The sequence below is a fragment of the Alicyclobacillus fastidiosus genome (assembly GCF_026651875.1).
GTDB classification, from domain to species: Bacteria; Bacillota; Bacilli; order Alicyclobacillales; family Alicyclobacillaceae; genus Alicyclobacillus; species Alicyclobacillus fastidiosus.
The window spans coordinates 4,631,045-4,652,538 of record NZ_CP104067.1; the positions used below are offsets into that span (position 1 = coordinate 4,631,045).

17 protein-coding genes and 3 pseudogenes are annotated in these 21,494 nt (G+C 46.1%); 10 read left to right on the plus strand and 10 right to left on the minus strand.

The window, feature by feature from the left end; translation table 11 throughout:
• Nucleotides 1-19: 19 nt before the first annotated feature.
• A complete protein-coding gene (locus tag NZD89_RS22740; protein WP_268004969.1) occupies nucleotides 20-292 on the minus strand; it encodes a hypothetical protein in 273 nt (90 codons plus the stop codon).
• 1,115 nt (nucleotides 293-1,407) lie between these two features.
• On the opposite strand from NZD89_RS22740, the gene desA reads away from it, so the two are divergent.
• The 3 genes and pseudogenes from desA to NZD89_RS22755 all read left to right on the plus strand — a co-directional run bounded on the left by desA (nucleotide 1,408) and on the right by NZD89_RS22755 (nucleotide 4,497).
• Nucleotides 1,408-2,403: a Delta(5) desaturase DesA gene (gene desA, locus NZD89_RS22745; RefSeq protein WP_488798537.1), complete on the plus strand. Its 996-nt coding sequence runs from the start codon at nucleotides 1,408-1,410 to the stop codon at nucleotides 2,401-2,403.
• A 693-nt stretch (nucleotides 2,404-3,096) separates the two neighbouring features.
• On the plus strand, nucleotides 3,097-3,330 hold the full coding sequence (locus NZD89_RS22750) for a phospholipase D-like domain-containing protein (protein WP_268004971.1): 234 nt from the start codon (nucleotides 3,097-3,099) through the stop codon (nucleotides 3,328-3,330).
• A gap of 646 nt (nucleotides 3,331-3,976) precedes the next feature.
• Nucleotides 3,977-4,497: pseudogene (locus NZD89_RS22755) on the plus strand (type 1 glutamine amidotransferase domain-containing protein).
• Nucleotides 4,498-4,902: 405 nt separating this feature from the next.
• On the opposite strand, the gene NZD89_RS22760 reads toward NZD89_RS22755, so the two are convergent.
• The 6 genes from NZD89_RS22760 to NZD89_RS22780 form a co-directional block, all read right to left on the minus strand.
• Entirely contained in the window at nucleotides 4,903-5,163 is a 261-nt protein-coding gene (locus NZD89_RS22760; protein WP_268004972.1) for a hypothetical protein, read from the minus strand.
• A 1,266-nt stretch (nucleotides 5,164-6,429) separates the two neighbouring features.
• Nucleotides 6,430-7,674, minus strand: a complete 1,245-nt coding sequence (locus tag NZD89_RS22765) for an IS4 family transposase (RefSeq protein WP_268003651.1) — start codon at nucleotides 7,672-7,674, stop codon at nucleotides 6,430-6,432.
• Nucleotides 7,675-7,837: 163 nt separating this feature from the next.
• The gene (locus tag NZD89_RS29855; protein ID WP_369125280.1) at nucleotides 7,838-8,164 is read right to left on the minus strand and encodes a nucleoside deaminase; all 327 of its coding nucleotides are present in this window, start codon (nucleotides 8,162-8,164) and stop codon (nucleotides 7,838-7,840) included.
• A gap of 304 nt (nucleotides 8,165-8,468) precedes the next feature.
• Nucleotides 8,469-8,945: a GNAT family N-acetyltransferase gene (locus NZD89_RS22770; RefSeq protein ID WP_268004973.1), complete on the minus strand. Its 477-nt coding sequence runs from the start codon at nucleotides 8,943-8,945 to the stop codon at nucleotides 8,469-8,471.
• 61 nt (nucleotides 8,946-9,006) lie between these two features.
• Nucleotides 9,007-9,447 carry a GNAT family N-acetyltransferase gene (locus NZD89_RS22775; RefSeq protein WP_268004974.1) on the minus strand — a complete coding sequence of 147 codons (441 nt, stop codon included), beginning with the start codon at nucleotides 9,445-9,447 and terminating at the stop codon, nucleotides 9,007-9,009.
• A gap of 189 nt (nucleotides 9,448-9,636) precedes the next feature.
• Complete coding sequence (locus tag NZD89_RS22780) at nucleotides 9,637-10,854, minus strand: IS110 family RNA-guided transposase (RefSeq protein WP_268004975.1); 1,218 nt, start codon at nucleotides 10,852-10,854, stop codon at nucleotides 9,637-9,639.
• A 391-nt stretch (nucleotides 10,855-11,245) separates the two neighbouring features.
• Here NZD89_RS22780 and NZD89_RS22785 point away from each other — a divergent pair, with 391 nt between their 5' ends.
• From NZD89_RS22785 to NZD89_RS22800, 4 genes are all read left to right on the plus strand, one after another.
• Nucleotides 11,246-11,725 carry a hypothetical protein gene (locus NZD89_RS22785; protein WP_431308639.1) on the plus strand — a complete coding sequence of 160 codons (480 nt, stop codon included), beginning with the start codon at nucleotides 11,246-11,248 and terminating at the stop codon, nucleotides 11,723-11,725.
• Between the two features lie 149 nt (nucleotides 11,726-11,874).
• Nucleotides 11,875-13,353, plus strand: coding sequence for a transposase (locus tag NZD89_RS22790; protein ID WP_268004976.1), 1,479 nt, complete (start codon nucleotides 11,875-11,877; stop codon nucleotides 13,351-13,353).
• Nucleotides 13,354-13,592: 239 nt separating this feature from the next.
• Nucleotides 13,593-13,940, plus strand: coding sequence for a hypothetical protein (locus NZD89_RS22795; RefSeq protein WP_326492883.1), 348 nt, complete (start codon nucleotides 13,593-13,595; stop codon nucleotides 13,938-13,940).
• Nucleotides 13,940-14,404: a hypothetical protein gene (locus tag NZD89_RS22800; RefSeq protein ID WP_431308734.1), complete on the plus strand. Its 465-nt coding sequence runs from the start codon at nucleotides 13,940-13,942 to the stop codon at nucleotides 14,402-14,404. Before NZD89_RS22795 ends, NZD89_RS22800 begins: the two co-directional genes overlap by 1 nt.
• A 178-nt stretch (nucleotides 14,405-14,582) precedes the next feature.
• Here the strand turns inward: NZD89_RS22800 and NZD89_RS22805 are convergent.
• Nucleotides 14,583-15,676, minus strand: a pseudogene (locus NZD89_RS22805) (IS110 family RNA-guided transposase); the annotation flags it as partial.
• A 266-nt stretch (nucleotides 15,677-15,942) separates the two neighbouring features.
• Between NZD89_RS22805 and istA the strand changes: the two are divergent.
• Together istA and istB are read left to right on the plus strand one after the other, a co-directional pair.
• A pseudogene (gene istA, locus NZD89_RS22810) lies at nucleotides 15,943-17,471 on the plus strand (IS21 family transposase).
• Nucleotides 17,472-17,528: 57 nt separating this feature from the next.
• Nucleotides 17,529-18,287 carry an IS21-like element helper ATPase IstB gene (gene istB, locus NZD89_RS22815; RefSeq protein WP_268004560.1) on the plus strand — a complete coding sequence of 253 codons (759 nt, stop codon included), beginning with the start codon at nucleotides 17,529-17,531 and terminating at the stop codon, nucleotides 18,285-18,287.
• Between the two features lie 248 nt (nucleotides 18,288-18,535).
• Here the strand turns inward: istB and NZD89_RS22820 are convergent, their stop codons facing one another.
• Together NZD89_RS22820 and NZD89_RS22825 are read right to left on the minus strand one after the other, a co-directional pair.
• Nucleotides 18,536-18,868: a hypothetical protein gene (locus NZD89_RS22820; RefSeq protein ID WP_268004978.1), complete on the minus strand. Its 333-nt coding sequence runs from the start codon at nucleotides 18,866-18,868 to the stop codon at nucleotides 18,536-18,538.
• Nucleotides 18,869-19,156: 288 nt separating this feature from the next.
• On the minus strand, nucleotides 19,157-19,612 hold the full coding sequence (locus NZD89_RS22825; protein WP_268004979.1) for an HIT family protein: 456 nt from the start codon (nucleotides 19,610-19,612) through the stop codon (nucleotides 19,157-19,159).
• A 345-nt stretch (nucleotides 19,613-19,957) separates the two neighbouring features.
• Here NZD89_RS22825 and NZD89_RS22830 point away from each other — a divergent pair, with 345 nt between their 5' ends.
• Entirely contained in the window at nucleotides 19,958-21,415 is a 1,458-nt protein-coding gene (locus NZD89_RS22830) for a glycosyl hydrolase family 18 protein (protein ID WP_268004980.1), read from the plus strand.
• Nucleotides 21,416-21,494: the final 79 nt, after the last annotated feature.

Below are 21,494 nucleotides of genomic sequence, written 5' to 3' on the forward strand. Positions count from 1 at the left end.
CGTTGTGGAACTATGAAGACTACCAATTATAAAATTGTCTTACACGAGGAACGCTGACCATTCGACGTGAAATCGATGGTGGGTATCCTCCCCTAGCTCCTACCGAACCGAATCCGTGCTGCGTGATTGGTCCTGGCCCATAGCCCATCATTCGGCGTCGATTTATTGCGGAGACACCTCGGTTTTCCTGTGATGCGATTGAGAACAACACGACGAATGGCAGGATACAAGGTTGCACGTCCGATTTTTCGGACGTAGAGTACGCCTCGAGTACACCAATTTCTCTTGACATTGCACAATCCTCCTATCCCTCATAATAAGTTCAATCTATGCGAATTCGTTAATCATGTTTGTACTTTCGCACATAAAGCTTTTACTCGTAGGCACTTTCACTATTCTAAGGACTTGTGGGGTATCTATACCGCACTTTTCGCCCCTGTTCAACATTATGTACCTTATAGAGAGGGTGAGTTAAGCTATGATCATGAATGTCCTCAGAGCACTGATGGACGGATCGTCTGGCTCTTCTACAGAACCTGAAACAGATATTCAGTCGACAGAATCGACCCAATCAGAGAACGGTGGTTCGGCACCACAGACATGGCCTGGTGAGCCTTCATCTGCCGCTGTAAATCCGAACCCACCAATAAATCCGTCTCATAGATTACCCTATACTTCAGTTCCCAAGTCCATGACGAGCACAAATAACAAGGATGACACCCCAACAAAAAAACGAGGATTATTGTCGTTCCTCACACGCCGTAAGTCATCCGTAAAACCATCCCAAAATAATCACTTTGGCTCTCCTCAAAGAGCCCCAGGTCGGGAGCCTTTGTACCCTAGTGCTGTTCCTCGAGGCACAATGCCCCAGAATGGTTTACGTCAACACCCCCTACAGGTGCGAGGATTCGGCCAACAGATGCCTGGTCAGATGCGACAAATACCTAGCCGTATTCATCCCAACATTCAACGTGGAGAAATAATGCAAAGGAGACCACCCGAACAAATAACGCCTCCTCGCACGAATGGCCCGCTAAATCAACGCCGAACTCCTTACAACAGAGGCCCACTCGGCCCCCGGAAGTGGTTTTGACACAAACTGTCCGCTTACCAGAGCAGGTCTTACTACAACAACCTTGCTCTGGGGAGTCGGCAGTCTGGGTTCTGGTGGACAAAATATTTGAATCAACCATATGTAGTGTGGGTTCAGCCACGATTCATCACTGTATATTGTGTTTCGTGTATTTTTGCACCAGAACCCCAAATCGTATATCAGTGCCCTTGCCCGTGTCATCAATTGTGTTCTGGGAATACATTCATCAGTACAGTTCTTTTTCGTCGGCCGTACCTTTGTTGAAAAGGGGATTCCTTAACTAGGTCCTGGAGAAAGGATGAAGAGCGATAAGTATCCAAGAAGAGTCACGTAAGTGGAAGAGGATGTTAACCCCTTATGAAAAGCCAAATTATAAAGACAGTCTATGGCAGTTAGCAAATAGTATTGTTCCTTATTTGGGCTTGTGGTGTCTTGCGGCAATTAGCATGTCATATTCATTTTGGGTCACACTGCCTCTTGCAATGATTGCATCCGTTTTTTTTATGCGGGTATTTATCATATTCCATGACTGCGGTCATTACTCTTTCTTTCGCAACCGAAAGGCAAATGAAATTGTAGGGGCGGTTACAGGTATTCTAACGTTCTTCCCGTATTACAAATGGAGGTACGAACACGCCATACATCATGCAACTAGCAGCAATTTGGATCATCGAGGTACAGGTGATCTATGGATACTTACGGTTAATGAGTATGTGGCGTTGCCCGCTTTTCAACGAGCAACTTATCGTTTATATCGAAATCCATTTGTCATGTTTGGGTTGGGGCCATTCTATCTCTTCATAAATGCAAGGTTCAACCGGAAAGGTGCCGGACTCAAAGAGCGTTGGAATACCTATTTAACGAATCTTTGCCTTCTTGCATCAATCGGGCTACTCTGCCTGCTGCTTAGTTGGCAAATGGTTCTCGTTGTCCAGGGTCTAATCCTGTATTGTTCAGGCGTAGTGGGTGTCTGGATGTTTTATGTGCAGCATCAGTTCGAAGGAACCTATTTTGAAGAGACCGATGACTGGGATTATTTCAGTGCAGCTCTTCGAGGCAGCTCATTCTACAGGCTTCCCAAGATTTTACAATGGGCGACGGGAAACATTGGATTCCATCACGTTCATCATTTAGGTCCACATATCCCGAACTATAATCTACAACGGGTTCATGAGAGCAACGTGTTACTTCAGAAGGTTCCGGTAATCGAATTTCGTCTCAGCTTACGTTCCCTCCGTTATCGTCTTTGGGATGAAGAGCAGAAAAAGTTTGTCGGCTTTCAGGATATTCGCAAACGCCGCAGCAATTGATTTCCCACTATGGATACATTGGGGTATTCTTCATTCCCTTTATGGAAAATGAAGCGACCTCAGATACCGATGATGCCTTCTTGCCCCTGGGGGACGTCTTTCTCACCAAGCGCCACATCCGAGATCCCCATTGGAGCACAAACGCAGATGATCCATAATATGTAATTTCCCGTGAGCTGACCCTCTTCTTTCTCAACCCGTTTACGCTTCAGTTGCTTAAACTACCAGGTAAAACCTGGACAGGTTGCTTTCCTACCTAAGGAATGCTGGTATTGGATTGTACCAGTAAGGGAAGAAGCTCACCTTCTCGTCAGTTGTATCGACGAATCAAACAAACTAATTGATAACTCAACCCTCTTGAGCCCTTTTTTCTTCCGAAAAGTCTTTTCCACTTCCCATCAATTAGTAAACGACTGTTGCTTCCTATTAACCAACAGACCTTTTAATTCATTCAAACACGTTCCCAAGAAGCTCTTACGGCACATACCGTTTCAACGCTCTCAACGTTGCCAATTCCCTCTTTAATTGGCCGGAGAGTTAAACTATGCCGTCCAGTGAATCCCAAGGCTGATAAACTTCATTAACGTTCTTTAGCAAGTGTCTCTGGAACGCACCGTAAACCACGGTCAAGGTCTGGAAAGATGGTAGTCAATCGGGCCATTCAATTCTGGATCCAAGAGTCCGAACAATGGTATGTTGCATGCGAAAGTCATGGTCATCGATAGGGAGGTTGCCGAAGTAGGTGCCGCTAACTACGATATGAGAAGTTTCCGCCTGGATTACGAAGTTTGCGAATTCATTTACAGTGTCGACGTGGCGCGCGCTCTCACGGATTCTATACCACTAGGCATCGAAGATTTGCAGAAACGATCCGCTCCACAACGTATTTTGGAGCAAGGTGCACGGCTACTTGCCCCGTTGTTATAGGGTGACCGAACACGGATTAGGTGTAATTCCGTTTGTTGTCTGGGCCAAAGGTGGCCATTAACATCGAGAAGACCCATAAGGTCACTCTGTACATCATCATGGAATCAACCCATGAGGCGGAATGGATTACTCGTCACATGAAAGAAAACGGGACCAATTATTTACGTTTCTTGCTTCACAAACGGTCTGAAGTATATAATGTGCGGCAGCTTCTTTGCGCAAACAATCAGAGCGACTCTATACGGTTTCCCTTCAATCCGTTTCTTGCCATAAAAAGTGAGGATAAGCGGGCTCAATGAGCGTAACTACGAGTGCTGCATAAGCCAGCCGTAATCTCGTCTCTGACCATGAGGATTAACCAGATAGATCATACAACTTTCGAATCAAACCCTCGATTTCGGGTTTGGAGGCGAATTGGATATTCGTGGTTTGGCGGGTTTAAAGTTGGTGAGCTAATGTAGTTGAGGTCGATAGTTTACAGTCTGTAAAAAGATAAGGAATTCTCGTTCGACAGTCGGGATCCACATATCCTTTTTCGCATCTGGTGGCGAAAGGACCTCAAGATATATTTTTGTTTGGGGGAATCCAAAACGGGTACTGTAGAGTAGGGGCACCAAATCATCATGTTAAAAGGAGGTAAGTAGATATGAAGAGGGTCGCATTCCTGCTGGCCAATGAATTCGAGGATTCAGAGATGCAAAAACCGTACGAAGCAATCAAAGGAGCGGGCCACCAAACGGTCATTATCGGGATAAAAAAGGTGAACAGTTAACAGGCAAGAACAAACAGGCAACGTATATGACCGATGCTTCCATCGACGCAGTGAAGGCTGATCAGTTTGACGCAGTCGTTATTCCGGGTGGGTCGTCACCGGAAAACCTGCGTCTCAACAAGCAAATTCAGCAGTTCGTCAAGGACATGGATAGCTAGGGCAAACTAATTTCGGCCATCTGCCATGGGCCGCAAATTCTGATTAGCGTAGGTCTTGCCAGGGGCAAGACGTTGACACGCTACCCTCCTTTGAAAGATGATCTTGCGGGTGCCAACTACGTCGATAAAGAAATGGTCGTCGACGGCAACTACGTTTCGTCGCGTATGCCAGCCGACGAACCGACGTTCATCCGGGAAACACTGAACAAACTAGGAACACCCGTCAGTCAGTCGTAACGCGAACAGTGATAATACCCCCGACTGTCCAGGGCCTTTATCGTATCCAAAACCGAGGTTAATTCTTTGTTCCTAGTGTTCCAAATCATGGAGTAGCGTAATTTCCTGATCTCTATATGTCATTAAAAAGGTTCTTTGCAGAAAGAATTTGAGAGTATCCAATAACTAATGCCTCGAAGGTCAAAATCGAAGACGTGTTTGCGGCGGAAGATCAAGAGGTGCCGGGGCCATACTTGCACGATTTTGATCTATCGCTTCATCAGGATGATGAAAGGGATACTGCCGGCGCAAATTGTTCTGAAGTTTATGGCTACGTATGTATGGCGGTCTATACGAATGACATGAATAAGGAGCCTCCCTCTCGACCCCAGGGAGGCTCCTTCCGTCCAACTATTGAAGCTGCTGCTATTGCATCTGTTGCTGTACTTGCTGCGCCAACTGTTGGATTTGCTGCAACTGCTGTGCGGCGTTTTGTTCTTTTTGGGCGAAGTTTTGAAGCTGATTGCTAATTTGTTGATTTCCGGCTTGTCCAGTAGCTCCACTGTTCCATTGCTGAGCCTGCTGGGCATTCATTTGTTCTTGCTGTTGCAACTGTTGTGCAATTTGCTGAATCTGCTGAATGCACTGCTGGGCCTGTTGTGCGGCTTGCTGAATTCGTTGTGGCATTCGGATTCCTCCTGTGATATATGTTTTCCCCCGTAGCCTTTACGACTATCGGAAGGAAGGACTCCTTAAATATTCCCGGCGCCGTGGAATCTGATACCAGTTCGAATCTTTTCCTATCGCTGTAGGTGATCTTATAATTTCCCATTTCAAAGGGACACTACAAATACCGAAATTCCTTGACAAGGTCTACACTAACCACTGTATGAATAAACACTCTGTAATTCACCTCCCGCCTCTGCTTCAGCGCATTTCTGGAATTCCACCTGTTTTATCTCACTTTTCAAGACCCCAATGCTGAGAGGCTATTGCAATAAGAAAGCCCAATATCATCTGTCGCATAGGCTCCCGTTAAGCTCATAACATTTTTCGTCGTTCATTCGGTTAAATAAGCAATGACGTCACCTATGTAATCACTTATGGGCTGTGAAGTGTCCACTCTGACGAATCAGTTCCAAAAGTGCGATCTTGTCTGTAGAAACCACTGTAGTACCTCCTCTACTAGTGTGATTTGGTCGTCACTTTTAGTAGATTGAACTCAATGGTTCTTTCGTCAAGATCCAGCCTTTGAATTTACACCAATACCTGAGACCTCTAACTTCGTATAAGGACAATCCTCCAATGGATTTATGAATTGCGCCCTAGGTTTTGCCACATCCGAACTATAAATCCCAGAAGCATGATGAGCGCAGGAAGGAGAAAAGGCAAGGTACAATCTTCAAGGTACATGCCTGAAAAATACCTCATCGTACCCATGAAAGGATTCAACCGGAATCACCTGGGGGCCTTCTCGAAAGTTGGAAGATTCTACAACTTTCCCATTTCCTACGTACAGTGCTCAGTGGGTGTAATACCCGTACCCACCTCCCGCATCGTGACAAAAGATGATATCACCTGGAACGAGATCATCGAACACTGCCTGATTCGGATGACCATGGTAGGAACCATTAAAGCGTCCATGAATCACTTTGAATTGTGAGTGGCTACCATTAAACGGAATATATGCCCGCTGTTTTCGACGTCTCTGCACAACATAAACTGTCCTAAGTATCCGTTATACCTTGCTTAAGATTTTCGGTGCTTGTTGTATATTAATATTTCTATTCAATATCACTAACGTTGCATAAAACTTCTCTGAGCCTGTCAAGAGAGGGTGAATTGCCGTTCAAAGTTACGGACTGAATACTCGGATTTTTTGTTTCCGTGGCTTATGGTCTAAAAGGTCAATACCCCTATGTCAGGTAGTCCGAATATCCATAATCAGGAATGTTAGATTAGGTCGTAGATAACGGTCTCAAGATGCTCCGTTTCACGCTCTATGTACTGCTGCACCGTTTGCTCAAAGATGTCTTCCACCTTGCATCGTCGTCGTCCCTTGGATGTTCGACCTGGTTTCTTGTACAACGCCTTCACAAACTCAGAAAAGGCTCGGTCCCAATAGAGACGTAGACATTTGTAAACCTCAAGTAGCTTGCCGCTGTGGGACACCTTCGCTTGCAAGAGAATCAACAGGCAGTACGTAATCAGTGCAATGAGCAGTTGGTTATACACGCCATTTTCACTATGACCGTATAGGCGCTTGAGTACCAGGTGCTGCTTGACCCATTTAAAGAACAACTCTATTTGCCAACGCTTTCGGTACACGTCACAGATTTGCTCTGCATCCATCGTCATGTCATTCGTCAGTATCACGACGCGCTTGCCTTCATTGTCCGTGGTTTCAAGCAACCGCAGGGTGTGCTCCATCACGTAATTTGGATAACTCCCCAAGCGTACCAATGCTTCTCTCGTAACCGGTGAATCGGACGGTACCTGTCGCTCTTCAATGACTTCGTGAATGACCGCATTATCTTTGAGCCGAGTGACAAACTTCGTTCCGTTTGCACAGTACGTATCGAACTTACGGTAATCCACATAGCCACGGTCAAAGACGTTCAACGCATTCGGTTCTACGACCACTAACGCATCCATCTGTGTCTTGTCCGCAGGTTTGGCGGGCGTGAGGATCGCCTTATCTGGCGCAACTTGATCGTCTAGAAATACCAGACGCAGGTGCAGTTTCACACCAGCTTTAGTACTGCGAAACTCTGCCCAAGGATACTGTGAAACACACATTGAAATGGTCGATGAGTCCACCAGATTAATCCGTCGCATTTTCTCGTTCGCTCGTTTTGCACCGACCTGGCGAGTGATTTGCTCGACACATTCACGGAACACGAAATCCAGAAAGTATGACGGCGTTTCTCGCAACTTCCTGGACAACTGGGAAGCACTAATAGAGTCTAGCGCCAGTTCTTTCTGGAGGGATTCATTGGCTTCCAACTCCAAACTGATGTCCTTCAGTGACGGGATTTGATTGACCTGGGCGAAGACGACGAGCCGGATGAATGAGATGACACCGAGCTTCTTAACGTACCGCTCCATCTTGAGACGGTTTAATTCCTGCAATATGGTACTGACATTCAGCGGGGTAACATACTCCCGGAACGCCGATTTCGTGGTATCCTTGTCCATGGTGGGTCTCCTTAGAGAGAGTTGGACAGGACTACCTGTACTTCTCATTCTAAGGAGATTTTTTCATGTTGGTGTTGTCTAAATCATGAAACTTCCAAACATTTCATCTATACATTCTGACAACTCGAAGCACTTGACAAACCATAAATTCCTTTATGCAACGCTAGTGATTCAATATAAAAGTATTGGTTGATTTGCTAAGGCCCGTTCCCCCTGCGACCGGATCGCTTGCCGCGTAACGAATGCTACGGACACCCGACATTACGATAGCTCCAAAACATAGAACACAGGGTTCAGTCGTCGTGTGTAGCACATGACTTGAAACTGTATCCGAGTCAGTTTGCCTTACCTGCAACAGCACATTAATTTCAGCATGTGCCAGACGATTGGAACAGGTTTGATACTCAGGTGCATAGATCTCATTAACCCGATTTCTTCCGCGATAAACGATTGCCTTATTCTCATTAACAAGTACAGCTCCAGTCGGAATTGACCATTACGAAAAGATTCCCATGCTTCCTCAAAACAGACCTTCCATGCTTGGGACAACGATTCCTCACATGGGGCCCCCTCTCTCGGAATCTAATTGCCTACAATCTCATGTTGTATATGAAATAAATTTTAACAGATATATAATAAATTACATATTTATATGCAAGTAGATAGCTAGTTTCTTTTTGAACATAGCTGCCCGAGAACGCCATAGCAGGTACACTTGAACCGCTGTATTTTCATACAGAGGATCGTCAGCGCGCATCTTCGATAAAAGCCCTCCGTTACCGACAGATGAGCTGTTAAGTAGTTCTCATCTCCATCGTTAAAAATTCAATATCACCCCTTGGAAAAACCATAACAGGTTCGAATCCAAGCTTCTTATACACTGTAATCGCCCGATCATTGAATTCCGCAACAGTTAATCGGAATAACTTAGCTTGAAATTCAGATTGAGCAAACTCCAAAATTGTATTTACAAAAGTGCGACCTCTTCCGTGTCCAGTTAAGTCTGGTCTCATTCCCAACCCAAAATCAATCGTCCCGTTTTCTGGGTAGGCACCATGCTGTGTACCAATCGGAACTTTGGCAGAATCTCCGAAACAGCAATATCCAATGAGATCGCGTTCATCGAGAATCTTAAAATAGGTTTCATTAAGCAACTCACTAATCCCTTCATTACTGTTATCCATGTTATAAAGGTCATACGGTGTGTCGTATGTCCAACGGGATATTTCTAATGCCCCGTCTCTATCCATTGGTTGTACAGTGAAATTCATATAGCAACCTCCATGCAGCTTCAAAAATGTCTGGATCAGCAGCTACACATAACGAAAATTTTCATTTATACATCTGGACAAACCACATCTTGAATCCATGCTTCTCGTAGAATCCAACGATTTTATCCCATTGCTTACTCGCTGAATAAACTACGGAACGTGTAATACCATAGGATCTTGCCTCGTCCAATAAGTGATCGACAAGCTTATGGCCGATACCATCGGTACGATAATCTGGGTGAACGTAGACTTCATCGATCTCCAGAAACTTTTTGCCTTGTGGTATCACTGCTGTTCCTTCACTTACATGCGTTGTTGCGAATATGTATCCGACGATTTGACCGTCTTTATCGGCGACGAAAAAATAACCGTCGAGCTTCGGTAATAGGTCGCTGATTGCATTGGGTGCCAGACCGTAGGTAATGTTCTCGGAGGACCAAAGTTCAGACAGACGTACGATGTTACCGAGGTCTTCTTCCGTCGTTCTTCTGACAATGTACATGAGTTTTCCTCCTGCTTATCGTTCGATGCTTACTGTACTTTTCTGCCGTGATGTGCAACAAGGACAGTGCCTGACTCAATGTATTGTCATGCAATCCTTGAATGGTACGCTTCTAGGACGAAAGTCCCCTACCGTGAAAATGGCATAAAAAAGCTCCCGTGTTCTCCCTCTTAGACATATCTGGATATTTTAGGAAGTCGGTTGAACTATGACTGTCAAACCGAGTTTCTCCAGAGAATGCAAGTGACGACGGATAACTCGTTCTCGGTTCCGCTCTTCGTGGTACGTTGGCCCAAGGTCCTCGTATTCTGTCTGATTGACCAGCATGTGATAGATGATAATTAACATGTAGTGACCGACTGCCACGGCTGCTCTCTTGGATCCCCGACGCGCAGCGATTCGGTGATACTTAGCGGACAGATAGGTATTCTTTGTTCTGGCGGCGCCACGTGCGGCTTCGATTAACGCTTCTCGTAACCAAGGATCTCCCTTGCGGGTCTTGCCACTTCGTCGTTTACCCGCACTTTCATTGTTGCCTGGACACATTCCTGCCCAGGACGCCAGGTGTTGCGCACTTGGAAACCTGCTCATGTCGGTACCGATCTCCGCCAGTATCAGTTCCGCCGTCCGCTCGCCAATTCCAGGTATCGTCTGGATTCGCCGGAGATCTTCGTCAAAAGGGCGCATCCGCTGCTCAATTTCAGCACTCACTTCCTCGATCAACTCATCAAGGTGATCGATGTGCCGAAGCTGAACAGCAAGCATCATCTGCTGGTGCGGACGAACAACACCGTGCAATGCACGTTTCAGTTCTGCGGTCTTGTTACGGAGGCGTCCCTTCACGATCTCCTTGAGCCGTGATTCATCCATTTGGCCACCAATGAGTTCAGTGAGGATGGCTCGACCCGATACGCCAACCACATCACTTGCCACCGATGCCAATTTGATATTTGCTCCTTCAAGGACTTTCTGGAGGCGGTTGACTTCATTGGCACGTTCCCGGACGAGAGACTTGCGGTACCGGACCAGTTCCCGAAGTTCACGCTGATTTCGGTCAGGGATATAGCTCCCCTTGAGCAGGCCATGACGCAGCAGGTCCGCTATCCATTCAGCGTCCCGAACATCCGTCTTTCGACCCGGAACCTGCTTGATGTGCTGGGCATTGACGACCAACGCCTCGAGATCCCTGTCTTCGAGAAGGTTGAAGATCGGCTTCCAAAAGACGCCCGTACTTTCCATCGCCACATGCGTACATTCGTGACCGAGAATCCACTTTATGAGGGACTCAAGGTCATCCGTCATCGTTCCGAACGTCCGAATCTCCTTTATCTCCGGCGTGATCACACAACCAACGACCTTCTTCTTGTGGACATCCAGTCCGCAGCATCGCTCGTGTACAACCTGCATAATGCTGCCACTCCTCACCCAAAGAAGTACAGCCACGTGGCGACCGATGCGATAGGAATTCTACCGTACGTGCTTCCCGACAGCGGGAGCGACAAATCGTGGTGCTCCAAGTCGCCAACTCCGTCTTATGCACGGACTCGTGGTACCAGGGGGCGACGAGCTCCGTGTGGCTGTCTAGCGACATAGTAGATCACGGATCTACATTTTCATAGATTGTGGTGCCGCCAGGCGGCATGGGGGTCTTATGCGCAATAACGGGTCGTTCAATTCTATATCAAAAACAGGCAATGCATTTTAGGCGACGTCGAAGTCCCATTTTTGACATGATACGGGATAAATTGGGTGATAATACATTGGCGGTTTAAACTTCAAGCCAAGGATGTCACTACAGTTGAACAACTATCGAAATATAGACAATCAACATCGGCGTTTCAAAGCACATGTCAGCTTATTCGGAACGACGCAACTTCATATGCGCAATCCGTACGTCATCGCATGGTGGTCGGCGACGTTCCCTGGGTTTGGTCATCTCTTGTTGAGCAAATACCTAAGGGGATTTGTACTCTTTATTTGGGAAGTGGTAGTCAATTATCAAGCCAAAATTAACTTAGCGATGGTGGATACATTTAGTGGACATATCGAACTTGCGAAACATGATCTTCACCCCAGATGGATGCTCATGTATATTCCTGTTTATTTGTTTGGTATTTGGGATAGTTATCGAACCGCTGTCGACATCAATAACGTGTACTTGCTCGCGGAGCGCGAAGATGCCCCCTACAATTCCATAGCCTCTCGGCATTCGGTTTTCGCTGACTCCTCAATGGTTCTGTCCTTCAGGAAGTGTGCATTTGCCCCCATGTTCGTCTAGTCCACTTGACAAATTAAAATTGGAAATGCGGCGCCGTTGTGCGAAGAAAACATGGTGTTTACACCAAAAATACTTGACTTTTCAAAATCACCCCAACAATCCCCGAGAAGAGCTTTTCCGCTCTATCTCATCGGAATTGGGGTTGCGTTATGTTACCAATGATCAGGTCTCATGAGCAGTATCAATCGTTCGTTCAGCAACAACTTCGTATTCACTACACCAATGGGTCACTTCTGTTTGTCGCCAAAGACTGGTCCCTTGTGAAGAAGTTCTGGATTACTGACCTCTCTGACACGTTTAACTTACTGCGAGACACTTTCTCGTGTCGTGGTCCAAAATCCATTGACCCTGCCGACTTACTCCGTTCATACCTGCTCATGGTCCAGGTCGGAGAACCATCTATCACAGAATGGGTAAATCAATTACGGCGCTGCCCGCTGTATGCCATCCTCAGCGGCTTTGAGTACGGTCAAACGCCAGGTGTCGGTACATTCTACGGCTTTTTCCACCGACTGTGGTCTCACGGTTCTGTAAACCTTTCACCCAAGCGCAGACTCAACCGAAAGAAGATCAAAGGTGGTAAGAAAGGACAAAAGGCACCAACCAAAGCGTACAGCAAAATCGCGAACCTAATGGCTCAGCTGCAGAAGCGTTCCAGCGCCAAAGCCCAACCTTTCGACGTTCTGCTCAGATTGTTTCAGCACCAATTTCTTGCTATCTCTGCAAAGTCGGGCTTGTTAGGTAACACCCATGCGCTGTCTATTGCCAGCGATGGAATGCCACTTCAAACAGCAGCCCAAGTTCGCAGTAAACGACTTTGCAACTGTCGAGAGCTCGGTATTGAGCCATGCAGGTGCTATCGTATCTACTCCCAACCCGACTGTGACATGGGCTGGGATAGTTATCGAAACAAATACTTCTTTGGCTATCATCTCTATACGTTTGTTGCTGCGGATAGTCCCTACGACCTGCCACTGTACCCTCGGCTTCAACGAGCGTCACGCCATGATGCGACCTCCTGGGTGGTCAGTACCCGCGAGTTCCTTGAACGCTTTCGTGAGTACACCTGGGACAAAGCCATTTTAGACGCGGCTCATGATGCATTGCCGATCTACGAATATCTTCATGCACGACAGATTAAGCCGTTCATTGATTTAAATCTACGGAGTACGGGAAGCAAGGGTGTTCGAAAGGATGACATCACGTTTTCCCCAGCTGGGGTTCCGTTCTGCAAGAAGGGGCTGGAGATGAAAGATCGTGGCTACGACTATACACGCGGACGCCGTAAATACTACTGCCCACTTGTTGTCAAAGGCGTGGTGACTTGTGATACGCCCTGTTCCGATTCACCTTACGGAAGATGCGTACACACCTATACCAAGCACAATCCTCGCTTGTTTCCACCCGTCGCCCGCAACAGCGACGAGTGGAACAATGTCTACAAACGCAGAACCACCTGCGAACGCAGCAACAAGCGAGTCAAAGAGGATTTTCTCCTCGAAGCTGCCAAGCACCGCAGTACCATGATGTGGACCGTCCGCATCTATGGCATCGCCATGTGCCAACACATGGACGCCTGGTACCAAGAGAGTAATCTCGACCCGAGATCGATGCTCTTGTCAGCTTAAGAATATCCCAATCATACCATCTTCAGTGATGACTTTTTTAAAACCGAATCGTCATCGCTCTGTTTGCTATACCCTTCTTCAAGAAACATGCATGATGCCGCATGGATTCTGCCGTTTTCCAGTTGATTACTGGGAGAATTCCTGGTTCATCCCACTTTTCTGTACTGCAATACCGAGAGTCTATTTCCTATAGTATTGGTGCGGTTGAAATCAATTATTTGGACAAGAGAAACCCCATCATGTCAGTCATTTGGTCACTATTTATGCCTGGACTCGGGCAGTTACACATCCATCGCATTTTGACCGCATTTTTTGCCCTGATCTGGACGATTGTCTTCTTATATGCCTCACATCTCCTTGAAGCAATCCAACTTCTATTCTTTGGGGAAATCTCAAAGGCGACGCAAGTGCTGGATAAACAATGGTTGTTGTATATGCCTTCCATGTGGGGCTTTGCCGTTTATGATTCCTACGTGAACACGGTCGAAAACAACAAATTGTACGAAGCCGAACAAAAGGAGTTTCTAATAAGGAATTACCAGAGCCCTGGATTTAGGATTAAAAGAGGGAAAGTGGTGGATCAATGATACAGATTTTTTCCACCCTTGAACACTCCGTAAAATTGGAATTAGCGATCAGCGCACTTGAACAAGAGGGAATATCAAAAGAAAGCATTTTTGCGGTTCCATTAACCAATCGTAAAGTGGAACGGAAACTATTCGATACCATGCACAATTCCGATGGAGTCTCTCTCGTCAGTACAGGATCAGCGCTTGGGACTGCGTTTTCAGTGATTGGAGCCAGTGTCGGCTTTTCATTAAACTTGGGACCGATTTATTGGGGGCTCATCGGCGTTGCGAGCGGATTCTTACTCGGATTTCTGATTGATCTGTTTATACTTAAGGTGATTAAAAAGCGCCAACGGCTACTACGTGGTAAGAATCCTCAAGTTATTTTAGTTGTGGAATGCACCGAAAAACAGGCGGATGCTGTAGAAGACATTCTGTGGCATTTCTTGGCTTTAGGAGTCGCCAGAGTGGAATGTAAATAATGGAATTTAGTATAAAATTACCAAATCAAAAACCCTTATTCAATTAACCCAGCTAATAGTTTGTCAAGCAGGGTGTTAACAAAGCGTTTAATCCTGTGCTACAGTAATTTTTAGACACACCAAATAACCTTCCCTTCATGAGTTGGAAGGTTTTTATCATTGGTGCATTATTTAGAAATCACGCCATGTCTAGGAAGGTTTCCTTCCGCTTTAACAGTGCATAAATCCAGTGAAGAAGTTTGTTGATGCAAGCCACTATGGCTACTCTGTGTGCTTTGCCTTCGTCTCGTTTCTTTTGGTAAAAAGCTTTTATTCGCTTGCTTCCGGATTTGCGTAAACCGCACAAGACAGCGTTGAACAAGGAATGTCGCAATCGCTGGAGCCACGTTTGCTGATTCGGTTTAACGTCGCGGTGAACTTGCCGGACGAGAAAACGCTTGGGTCCAAGCCGGCAAATGCCACGAGTTTCGTTGGGTGATTAAACCGATCTATCTCTCCGAGTTCGGAAATAATCGTTGCCGCGATTTTCCCTCCAATACCGGGGATAGATTGGATAATCTTATATTCTTCAATCTCCATTGCAAGGGCATCTATCTCCTTTTCCAGGGAGGATAGGTGCTCTTTATATTGAAGAAGCATTTTGATGTACATGTCCAAGCTGAACAAATGGCTTTCGAGTCGTGGACGCTTAAACGGATTTCGATTCGCTGCGGCTCTGATCTTTGCTGCTTTCTCCGTTGCCCAACGATACGAACGGCTTGGACACAGTTCCGCGACTTTATCTGCCAACTCCCTCTGTGTGACTGCAAGCACCGATTCTGCTGTCGGAAACGCCAACAGCACGTGAAACGAGACCTTAGAATACAAGTCCCCAAATATCCCCCTGAACTCTGGGAATACCTGATCCAATACGGCTTGGAACTGCAGCTTTGTTTTGATGTACAAATCCGTAATGGACTCGTGCTGTCTCGTTAAGCTTCTTAGATTCAATAGCTGAGTACCACGTTGTTTATGAGGCTCAAATTGCTCCTTGTAATACAATTCACACAAACGATACGCATCGATGGCATCCGTCTTTACCTTGCGCAGGTTAGACTTCTTCGCCTGGTGAGCAACAAGCGGATTTACAAGGATTTACACGTAATTGTTTTCCTCGAGGAACTCCATGACAGGCGTGTGGTAATGACCCGTGGACTCAAAAATGATGACCGGACGAACCTCCGCGGTCGCTTCAACCGTACGCAGCACTTCGAGAAACTCCTCAAAACCCTCCTGCGTGCGTATTCCGGATGAAAAAAGCCACGCATTCCGGAAAATAGCGGCCGGGCGTTCCGTTTAATCGCAGCCACTCGTTCCGGAAATTCGCGGCCACCTGTTCCGGAAAATCACAGCCACTTTTGAGAGCTAGTTTTTGGTTCTTCCCCTCGTAGCGTTGGTTCCAATTTTAGCGGCAGGTAGAACAACAGATCTCTTGAATCTGTCTCAGTCTCTTGGACAGAAAGGAGTTGTTGTCACCGTTGCCCAGAAGGAGGACACCAATGCGCAAGATCCACGAAGTACTTAGGTTGTACGCTGAGGCTGGACTCAGCGAGCGTACCATCGCCAAAAGCGTATCTCTCTCCCGTAGCACAATCAGCAAAATCATCACAAGATCTAAGGAAATCGGCCTCTCTTGGCCAATTCCCGACGACATGGATGACTCAAAATTGGAGTCTCTACTGTTTCCTGCCCCCTGGGTCGCCCCAAGAACTGCTTCGAGCCGGAGTGGGAAAAGATCCATCAGGAATTGAAGAGAAAGGGTGTCACCCTACAACTACTATGGATGGAGTACAAGGAACAACATCCAGACGGGTATCAGTATAGCCAGTTTTGTGAACGGTATCGGGTTTGGAAAAGACAGTTACAAATCACTATGCGCCAGGAACATCGCGCCGGAGAAAAGATGTTCGTGGATTACGCCGGCCCCACACTGCCTGTTGTAGATCGAGAAACCGGAGAAGTGCAACATGCACAAATCTTTGTGGCTGTATTGGGGGCGAGCAACTACACGTTCGCAGAGGCACACCCAGCTCAAAACGTGGAATCATTCATCAGTGGTCATGTCCGTGCTTTTGCGTTCTTCGGCGGTGTTCCTGAGTTGGTCGTCCCGGATAATCTCAAGTCCGCAGTGTTTAAAGCAGACCGATACGAACCCACACTCAATCGAAGCTATCAAGAAATGGCGTCTCACTACGGTTGTGCCATCTTACCGGCCCGTCCCAGAAAGCCAAAGGACAAGCCCAAGGCAGAAGTCGGCGTCCAAATCGTGGAACGTTGGATTATGGCGGTACTTCGAAACCGCGTGTTTTTTAGCTTTCATGAATTGAATCAGGCAATTAAAGAACTGGTGAATCGGCTGAATCACAAACCATTTCAAAAGCTAGAGGGCTCGCGTCAGTCCCTGTTTGCGGCCACGGACCAGCTCGCCCTCCGACCCCTGCCTGCAACACCCTACGAATACGCAGAGTGGAAGCTGTGCGGCGTACACATAGACTACCACATCGAAGTACATCGAGCGTTTTACAGCGTTCCTTACTCGTTGGTGGGTCAACGCGTGGACGCTCGGATTACACAGAACACAGTTGAGATTTTCTTTAAGGGTAAACGGATTGCTAGTCACGCACGCGCGTTTGCACCTGGCCAAGCACGTACCGAGCCACTCCATCGTCCGAAATCTCACCAGAAGCATCTGGAATGGACACCCTCTCGACTCATCTCTTGGGGAAACAGCGTTGGACCAAACACTGGGATGTTGGTGGAACGGATTTTGCAGAAGTTCAAGCATCCAGAGCAGGGATACCGCTCGTGCCTCGGATTACTGGGTCTTGGTAAACAGTATTCTACCGAACGACTCGAGGCGGCAGCGTTACGTGCACTCACAATCAATTCACCATCGTATCGGAGTGTAAAATCCATCCTCCAAAAGGGATTGGACAAGGCCGACTTGGTTGCTAGAGATCACAGGGTTACACCGAACCACAACAATGTTCGTGGCGCACAGTACTACCAATCGGGCCTGCTTAACTAATATCACAATTCTATGGGAGGGCCAATCTTGCCCTCCTCACATGAGGAGAGACGATTCATGCTAACCAATCCAACCCTTCAGTACCTGCGCCAGATGAAACTCGGTGCCATGGCGGACGCCTACACACAACAGCTTCAGGATCCAAATGCTCAGAGCCTCACGTTCGAGGAACGGTTTGGTCTCTTGGTTGACCATGAATGGGTTAACCGACAAAACCATCGCCAACAGCGTCTGATTCGGGAAGCTCGCTTGAAAATCAACGCGGCACCCGAAGAAATTGAGAATCACGTGTCTCGAACATTGGATCACGGATTGCTTCGTTCACTGACCACCGGGCAATGGGTCCAAGCACATCATAATCTCATCCTAGTCGGCCCGACAGGTGTCGGGAAAACCTTCATTGCTTGCGCATTAGGTACAGCCGCTTGCCGTCAAAATCTTAATGTCCGTTATTTTCGAGTTTCTAAACTTCTTCAGGAATCACTTATCGCCAAAGGGGATGGATCCTACGAGCGATTACAACGCCACATTCGGAAGGCAGACCTGCTCATTCTTGACGACTGGGGATTGGCACCTATGTCTGTCCCCGAAAGTCGAGATCTCCTAGATCTATTAGACGAAAGGACAAACACGCATTCCACTTGTATTGCCAGTCAACTGCCTGTCGAGCTATGGCACGAGCATTTTGTAGATCCCACACTTGCTGACGCGATTCTTGACCGCATTGTGCACAACGCTTATAAGCTTGAAATCAATGGAGAATCGATGCGTAAATTAAAAAGTTCATTGTCTATAGAAGATAATTCTGGTAAGTAGAATATAACCACGTTACGAGGCGGTCAAAAGTGGCTGCAAATTACCGGATTCGGTGGCCGCGATTTATCGGATTCACTGGCCTACATATTTCCGGAACAGGTGGCCGAATTCACCGGAATACGCATCCTGCGTATGAATGACGTTAAAACTTCCGCCGTGCGGCAACCCTCGGTCCAGAAAGACTTGTCCTTTACTCTCTCCCTTCGCAATATCTAACCCCACAACGGATTCAAGTGAAACATCTCCTCTCAAGCAAATTCACCGGTAACCCCTAGTCCTTCTTGCAGTTGTTGTAAATATTTAAATTGCATCTCACCTTGAAATCCCGCTCCAATAATTGCAACAGTCGAAGCATGTTCTTTTGCTAAGGTATCCACAGCAACAGCTCCAGCTGCAGCCGTTCTGTGCCCCGTAACCAACGGAGAATCGAGGATGGCGAGTAATCCGCCTGTCATTGAATCAAATAGCTGAATTATACCTTGGATTGCAGGAAGACCAACGGATGGGTTATTTGGATATTTTGCATGTACCTTGACTGTGTAAGCAGGAATTCTCGCTATTGCTCCTGGAACCAGAATCATTGCTTAGGCATCTTTTGGAGCATTATGTATCGATGATAGGTCCGTCTTAATTCGTTTGGGATCTGTAGAATCAGATTCAAGTGATTGAAAACCACGTTTTATCGAGCTAATTAAGTTTTTCTCATTCACACATTTAGAAATGTCTTTTGCGCTAAGCCATAGCATAAATGTGACTTCTCTTTACAATGCAGTAAAAACCGTAACTCCCTCTTGCACATTCCTGCCCGTGAGTGACATAGGACTCAGATTCATATAGTGGATTTCTATACACAATACAAAACCAATCGATTAGATAATCTTGTTCAGCTCACTCAATAGGGATTTTTTTAGTGTTTCTAATTTCTCATCACTCGGTATAACATCATTCGAATACATTGTTTCCCGAGGTGTCCACCACACAGGGAATGTCGGATTTGGCTCAGATAATCTCCTAGGGAAGATATGCCAATGCATATGTGAATCACCATTACCGAGAAGTTCATAATTAAGTTTATCGACCTCAAATGCCCTATAAACAGCTTCTGATACCTTACTCATTTCAACGAGGAATTTTGCCTTGTACTCGTTTGGAAGCTCGTGTAGTTCGTGCTTATGTTCCTTACAAAGAAATAGCGTATAACCCTCAAAATATTGATGGTCTCCAATAACCACATACCCTGTTTCAAGTTCAGCGACAAAGTATTTGTTGGTTCCCTGCTTAATCATATTGATCCGATTGCAAATCAAACAATCGTCCATCTCCATATCTGCCCCATTGTCTTTTATCGGATAACTTTATCAAAAATATAGTAGGCTTGCTATTGCGCATGCTGCCCCTTAGTCCATGAACAATGACGTCGGCTTATTGCATGTTCATGCAAAAGGGCGTAAACACGCTTGTAATAATTAAACCCGTAATTCTGGTATAACGGTCAATCAGGTATTCTTATGCAAAAAAATTTATAAAGAATGCTGCATTGTTAAAAAACGTTGAGTACTCTCAATTCCAGTAAAGTGGTCAACTATAAACTTGGAAATTTCCGCAATCGATATTTAATCAATTTATCAATTATATAATTCTACAAACAACTGGTTAGGAGTTGCGGTGTTGTGAAAAAATGGGTGTTTTCATGCTTGATGTTTGTTTCACTATTAGTATGTACCTGGTCCACTTCATATGCGAATACTTTGACACAAGCAACCATCAGTTATAATGGAGTTTCACTGTCAAATCCCTATGCTGTCGTTACGTCGGACGGAAGCGATGACACGACATATATGCCAATTTGGTATATAGGACAAGCTTTGACCGATGCCGGAGTGTCACAATCGTGGAACGGGACAACCCATGTTTGGACACTGTCTACTTCGCAAAAAGGAAATTTTTCTAGCATCTCAGTCGGTAGTGGCGATGCCGAAATTGTCGTAAACGGTGAAACCATAAAGAAGGTAAACACCTACGTCGGTGTAGATCCTGCATCTGGGTCAAATGCGCAACCTACAGTGTACATGCCTATCTACTATATCGAACAAGTTTTACAGGCCATGGGGATTGATTCTTCCTGGAATGGGCATACATGGTCTATCACAACGGGCACATCCACTTCTCAATCGAGTCCAACTGTCCTCGGATTTGTAACAGATTACGGAACTGGACAATCATTAGCAGATGCAGAAGATCATTCTGAAGTCAACGAAATCAGTACATTTACCGACTCAATTACGTCTGATGGTGGAGTGACAGGGGAGTTAGATAGCGCAGCTGAGGCTTATGGCTCCACCCATCAAATTCCGACGTATGTTACAGTAACCAACATAAGTGCAACCACCGGAAACTTTGATGCAGATACATTATCCCAAATTTTAAACAGCCCTAGTGAGACATCCACACTAGTTCAAAACTTAACTCGTTTAGTATCTGGTACTTCATATGCTGGAGTAAACATCGATTTTGAGATGCTACCCACCACGGAGAGAGCGTCGTTTACTCAGTTTCTCACGGAGTTAAGCAACCAGTTACATAACGTCGGTAAAAAACTAAGTGTTGATTTACCAGCTGTAACAAACTCTAGCAGCGCTTATGACTATGCAGGGATTGGTGCAGTTAGTGATCAAGTTATTCTTATGGCATATGATTATTCGTATCCAGGTGGGCCTGCTGGGCCAATTGCACCGATTGGTTGGGTAAGCCAGGTGACCGAATACGCAACTAGTCTGATCCCATCGGATAAAATACTATTAGGGATCCCTGAATATGGATACGATTGGTCAGGAGGGACCACGACCGCGTTAACTCTAGACCAGGTGCAAAACCTGATTAGTACGTACAACATAACACCTAGTTGGGATTCAACGGACGAGGTTCCATACTTTAGCTACTCAGAAAACGGTGTTGAACATACCGTGTATTACGAAAACGAAACTAGTACAGCAGATGAATTAAGTGTAGTAAAGCAATATGCCCTACAAGGTATCGCTATTTGGAGGTTGGGACTTGAAAACAGTGCTGTTTGGACTCCAATTCAGCAAATGCTCACTAATTCCATCGATACTGAGACCGATTCTTGAGGCATACTCTTGATGAGCGGGAAACAGTGTCTGTTTTAACTGATAGCGTGTATAACAATAAAGTATTTAAAATTTCATA

Excerpts from the sequence above, each read along its gene's own strand:
- NZD89_RS22740 (WP_268004969.1), bottom strand. The coding sequence starts at position 292 with ATGTCAAGAGAAATTGGTGTACTCGAGGCGTACTCTACGTCCGAAAAA.
- NZD89_RS22750 (WP_268004971.1), top strand. The coding sequence starts at position 3,097 with ATGTTGCATGCGAAAGTCATGGTCATCGATAGGGAGGTTGCCGAAGTA.
- NZD89_RS22760 (WP_268004972.1), bottom strand. The coding sequence starts at position 5,163 with ATGCCACAACGAATTCAGCAAGCCGCACAACAGGCCCAGCAGTGCATT.
- NZD89_RS22765 (WP_268003651.1), bottom strand. The coding sequence starts at position 7,674 with ATGGACAAGGATACCACGAAATCGGCGTTCCGGGAGTATGTTACCCCG.
- NZD89_RS22770 (WP_268004973.1), bottom strand. The coding sequence starts at position 8,945 with ATGAATTTCACTGTACAACCAATGGATAGAGACGGGGCATTAGAAATA.
- NZD89_RS22775 (WP_268004974.1), bottom strand. The coding sequence starts at position 9,447 with ATGTACATTGTCAGAAGAACGACGGAAGAAGACCTCGGTAACATCGTA.
- NZD89_RS22780 (WP_268004975.1), bottom strand. The coding sequence starts at position 10,854 with ATGCAGGTTGTACACGAGCGATGCTGCGGACTGGATGTCCACAAGAAG.
- NZD89_RS22790 (WP_268004976.1), top strand. The coding sequence starts at position 11,875 with ATGTTACCAATGATCAGGTCTCATGAGCAGTATCAATCGTTCGTTCAG.
- NZD89_RS22795 (WP_326492883.1), top strand. The coding sequence starts at position 13,593 with ATGTCAGTCATTTGGTCACTATTTATGCCTGGACTCGGGCAGTTACAC.
- istB (WP_268004560.1), top strand. The coding sequence starts at position 17,529 with ATGCTAACCAATCCAACCCTTCAGTACCTGCGCCAGATGAAACTCGGT.
- NZD89_RS22820 (WP_268004978.1), bottom strand. The coding sequence starts at position 18,868 with ATGATTCTGGTTCCAGGAGCAATAGCGAGAATTCCTGCTTACACAGTC.
- NZD89_RS22825 (WP_268004979.1), bottom strand. The coding sequence starts at position 19,612 with ATGGAGATGGACGATTGTTTGATTTGCAATCGGATCAATATGATTAAG.